Origin of the sequence: Candidatus Accumulibacter phosphatis (genome assembly GCF_012939955.1) — a bacterium.
In the GTDB taxonomy this organism is placed as follows: domain Bacteria; phylum Pseudomonadota; class Gammaproteobacteria; order Burkholderiales; family Rhodocyclaceae; genus Accumulibacter; species Accumulibacter delftensis.
Genome location: NZ_SPMY01000121.1, coordinates 1 through 4,587 on the forward strand (window position 1 = coordinate 1; position 4,587 = coordinate 4,587).

The 4,587-nt window shown below is 63.5% G+C and carries 3 protein-coding genes, 1 pseudogene and 1 riboswitch; all 4 genes and pseudogenes read right to left on the reverse strand.

Features of this window, described 5'->3' with window-relative positions:
- Positions 1-74: 74 nt before the first annotated feature.
- Entirely contained in the window at positions 75-680 is a 606-nt protein-coding gene (gene cobO / locus E4Q23_RS22755; protein ID WP_169068696.1) for a cob(I)yrinic acid a,c-diamide adenosyltransferase, read from the reverse strand.
- A gap of 275 nt (positions 681-955) precedes the next feature.
- Positions 956-1,183: riboswitch (cobalamin riboswitch) on the reverse strand.
- Positions 1,184-1,550: 367 nt separating this feature from the next.
- Positions 1,551-3,989 carry a zincin-like metallopeptidase domain-containing protein gene (locus E4Q23_RS22760; RefSeq protein WP_291997431.1) on the reverse strand — a complete coding sequence of 813 codons (2,439 nt, stop codon included), beginning with the start codon at positions 3,987-3,989 and terminating at the stop codon, positions 1,551-1,553.
- 154 nt (positions 3,990-4,143) lie between these two features.
- A complete protein-coding gene (locus E4Q23_RS22765) occupies positions 4,144-4,503 on the reverse strand; it encodes a transposase (RefSeq protein WP_169068697.1) in 360 nt (119 codons plus the stop codon).
- 14 nt (positions 4,504-4,517) lie between these two features.
- A pseudogene (locus E4Q23_RS25045) lies at positions 4,518-4,587 on the reverse strand (XRE family transcriptional regulator); the annotation flags it as partial.

Genomic DNA, 4,587 nt, shown 5'->3' on the forward strand with positions numbered 1-4,587 from the left:
CGCGGTCACCGTCGTCTTGCCCTGGCCGGAAGCAGGCGCGGCAATGAACAGCGCCGGGCACGCCGGCATAGCGCTCACAGATCGACCCCTTTCTGCGCCCGTACGCCAGCGCGAAAGGCGTGCTTGACGTCGCGCAGCTCGCTGACCGTGTCGGCTGCGGCGCACAGTTCGTCCGGCGCGCCGCGGCCGGTAATCACCACGTGCTGCAGCGCCGGGCGGGCGGCCAGATCGGCGAGCACGAGCGGCAAATCCAGCCAGCCGTTCTTCAGCGCATAGGTCAGTTCATCGAGGACGATCAGCCCCAGCGACGGATCGCCGAGCATCTCGGCAACCACGGCCCAGGCGCGGCGCGCGGTTTCCCGATCGCGGGCCAGGTTCTGCGTCTCCCAGGTGAAGCCTTCGCCAAGCACATGCCAGGTGACCCCTGGCTGAGCACGGAAGAAGGCCTCCTCGCCGGTGTCCGAGCGCCCCTTGATAAACTGCGCGACACCGACCCGCAGGCCGTGTCCGAGGGCACGGGCGACCATGCCGAAAGCCGAACTCGACTTGCCCTTGCCGTTACCGGTGAGCACCAGCAGCAAGCCCTGGTCGCGATCGGCACGGGCGATGGCGGTATCAACCACGGCCTTTTTGCGCTGCATGCGCGCACGGTGCGACTCCTCGCGATCGGTCGCGCTCATGCTTGCCGCCTGGCCAGCAATCGATTGCTGGCAGCCAAACGGCCGCCGAAAACGCTGTCGGGTGTTTTGCGGTGGTGACGAAGCGTGTCGCCGCACGGGTACGAGCACGCAAGCAGCGCACCCGCCCGGGTCGATGGGAATAATGCCGGCACCTAGTTCTCCTCTGCGCACACCCGCGCGCAAGCCGAACGAACGAAACAACGGCAAAAGGAGGAAGTGCAACCGGAAACAGGGGTCAGAGCGACCAGAGTACCGAGACATCGCCCTCCGCAATGCCGATCCGCATGCCTCAGGCAGGTCTCCGGGCTCACGAGCGGGAAAATCCCTGGATCTGCGCCTTCCCATGCTGTTGCACAGTGGCGTGTTGCAGTTCCTTGCTCTCGTTTACCGTTGCGGGGGCAGCGCCGGAATACTCTCGGCCTGTGGAACAGGCTCGAAACACCGGCTTCCCATTTCATCCCTCGGGCGATAGCCCTCGGGAAACCTGAAGCAAGTAGTCCTTCTACTCCGCCTGGGAGAACATTGTCAAGGCAGTTCGCGCTAGCTACCCGCGCTCAGTTGGACGGAAAGCGGTCGATAAGACGGGGCGGTAAATCAGCAGCAGGTCGGCCTTCACGTGGCATTCACGCTAGCCGCTCAGGTCATGGTGGCGGTCAACGGTGTCCGGTAGCTTGAGTGGATGCGGTTAAGCGAGTTCGCGCAAGCGATCTCGCCGTCGGGGGGAGCCTAGTGGCGGGGGGCTGCCGCAGGCAGTCCCCAAAGAGCGAGCAGACGCTGAACACCTTGATGCCTTCTGAGTCACTCACGCACCCACCGTGAGCAAGCCAAGAACCCGTCATCGCAGCACAGCCTGCGATGACGCCATGTCCGTCAGCCCACTTTCACCGCCCTACGTAGCCTCTGCTCCTGTTTCTCGACTTGCTGCAGTAGCTCAACACCGTGCGCGTGGCAACGCTCGATAACGTCATCAACCACCGAACGAACCTGCCGCTCGATGCCTTCCCGCCCCAACACGCTCTTGGTCGCCAGGTCGTTGAAGTCGGTAAAGCCTTTCGGCTCTGCGACTTGCTCGCCAGGCGCGAAGATCGGTAGCAGGGCCTTGCCACCAACCGCCTTGGCCGCTTCCTCGGCCTTGCTGCGGCCGGGGTTTATTCCCTGCGTGGCTTCGAGGTGCCGATCGTCGTCGCCGGCGATCAGGATGGGCTTGTCCGGGAACTTCGCATGCAAGGCCTTGGCGACGGGTAGCAGGTTGCCCGAGTCAAAGGCGGCGACGGTCGCGAAACCCAGCGTCTGCTGCAAGCTGCTGGCCGTCGCGTAGCCTTCGCCAATGACCAGGGCAGGGGCCTTGGCCAGGGCGTCCAGGCCGCCGACTGCATGGAAGCAGCCTTCCTTGCGGCTGTCCTTGGCGAAGCGCTTGGTGCCGTCCTCCTGGATGTACTGCATCGTCCATTGCTTGCCGTCGGTATCGGTGGCCGGGATGTAGGTTTCCCGGCCTTCCTTGTCCGTGAAAACGCCTGCCTGCGGCTCGATTCCCTTGGTTTGCATGTACGTGGTCGGTGTGGTGACCGGCAGCAGGTGCGCCATCTGCTTGGCCACCCGCTGCGCCGCCTGCTCTTGCAGCCGCTCCTGCTCGGCAGTGCGCGCTTGCAGCTTTTCAGCCGCTTCAGCCTGTAGCCTGGCTTTCTGCTCGGGGTCGAGCGCGTAGCCCTTCGACTTCCACTTCATGTCGACGCCGGTCTTGTTGTTCTTCAGATAGCCGGCCGGGTGGCCAACATAGAAGCCGGACCCGGCTTTCTCGCTGAGCTTCTCGCCTTCGACGCTGATGCGATGTTTCTTGCCGTCCATCATCGGATGCTCGCCGCTCACGACACAGCCGATCGAGCGCAGCGCCTCGGCGAACTCGTCTCGCGGCGACATGGCCGGCCCTTGCTGGCCAGGGACGTTTTCCGGCAACCAGCGTTGCAGCCGGCTCTTGTCGGCCTTCGCGCTGGCAAACCAGGATTTCGCGGCCTTGTCCCACAGCGCGCCGGCGGCCTTGGCGGCGGCCCGTTCGCCGTAGGGAACGGCGAGATACTGGCGTTCCTGAGTACGTTGTTTCTCGGGCTTGGCCTGACCTTCCGGGGCCGCGCTGTCGGTTTGCCGTGCCCACTGGGCGAAGGGAGCGGCGTCCTTGATGCCTGCCGGAAGAAACCAGGATTGTTCCTGACGATCCCAACGCGCACCCAGCGCCTTCGCCTCGTCTTTCTGGTGGTACGGCACATCGAGATAGGTCTTTTTCGCCTGGTCGGCGTCATTCACCGCCGGCACCGACGTCTTCTCGCCCTCGATCTGTGCGACGCGCCGCTGGATATCGGCGTCGTTGAGCACGGCGGCCAGATCAGCCGACTTGCGCGCCTCTCTTGCGGCGGCAATCTGCTCGACAGTGCTGTCGGGATCGCGGCGGACCCGTTCTTCCTCGATGCGCGCCAGTTCAGCCGCCTGTTCGTGCGCGTTGGCTTCGCTGTGCGTCAAGGTCTGCATGGCTGCCTCCTGGTTTTCGCTGTCGGAAATGACCGGCGCGATCGCTTCCTGGCTTTGTTCGGTGCTCTGTTCCTGAACCTGCTGTTGCTCCAGAGCCAATACATAGGCGTGGATCTTCTCGGCGTCGGCGGCCGCGCGAAAAACTTCGAGTGGATCGTCCTTCAGGACCTTGATCCACGTTCCGACATAGGCCGCGTGCTGGCCTGGGTCGTGACCGATCCCGAGCTCATCGCCCATGATCATGCTGGCAATTTCCGCCCGCAGCTCTTCCTTGGCATAGGCCTCGCTGCCGAAGGGATGCACCAGGTCTCGAGCCAGGCGTGACGGGTGACCTGTCCAGTGTCCCAGTTCGTGCAGCGCTGTCGCATAGTAAGTGTCGGCGCTGGGAAACTGACCCTTTTCGGGGAGGTGGATGCTGTCGGACCCCGGCCGGTAGAAAGCCCGGTTTTGCGGGCCGTGCTGGATCAGCGCTCCGGATGCCTGCAGGATGTGCTCAACCCGTTCGAGGGCATTCCATTCCTGCTCTTTGCGCGGCTGTATCGGCGGCAGGCCGTCGATCTGCTCGGCGTTGAACACGGTGGTGAAGAACACCCGGGGCCGTTCCAGCCGCACATCGTCTTTCACCGGCTTGCCCTGGGCGTCGAGAACAGGCTTGCCGGCCTCGTCGGTCTTGGCCTGTTCCTTGCTGAATTTCCAATACTGGATCGGCGTACCTTTCTCGCCCTTGCGCGCCGGCAGCCGCCGCCTGCTTGTAGGGGTAGAACAAGCAGTTGTGTCACCAGCCGCCACCTTGGAGTAAGCCAGACTTTATTTGCTCATCCTCTTGCGCAGCAGGCGCCTTTTCAGGGCGGCGCGTTCCTGCGGATTGCGTCCCTTATGGTTGGCAATGCGATCCACCGTGGCAACCTGCCGCTTGATGGGCCAGAGTAGGAGTGGCCAGCCATCACTCGTCGCCGTCCAGGCCTCCATAGCACAAGCTGTCCGGATACAGCGCCGTCAATTGCGACAGCGTTGCCTGTACCTCTTCCAGATTGGTCATCATGTGGGAAACCTGCTCATCCAGATCGCTGGCCAGCTCGAATAGAGAAGCGACCTGGCTGCGCGATCCCTCGTTGATGACGGCCATTGCCAGTTGGTGCAGCTTCAGCAGGTCGGTGCGAAGCTGCGGCGGGGTGGCGTATTCGCCATCGCTGAGATCGTCGCGCAGTTCGTCCACGGCATCGACGGCACGCAGCAGCGAATGCGTCTCGAAATTATCCGGAGACAGTTTGTCCCACTCTTCATCGGTAATGCGGGCTACCATCGGCTGGCACCTGATCAAGCGACCGCGAGCGTCAGGTGTCCGACCGGCTCGGCGGCCGGCCGCACTTTGATCTCGATGTCGTAG

What these genes read in the sequence shown, in the direction of transcription:
- cobO (WP_169068696.1), bottom strand. Translation starts at nt 680, where the DNA reads ATGAGCGCGACCGATCGCGAGGAGTCGCACCGTGCGCGCATGCAGCGC.
- E4Q23_RS22765 (WP_169068697.1), bottom strand. Translation starts at nt 4,503, where the DNA reads ATGGTAGCCCGCATTACCGATGAAGAGTGGGACAAACTGTCTCCGGAT.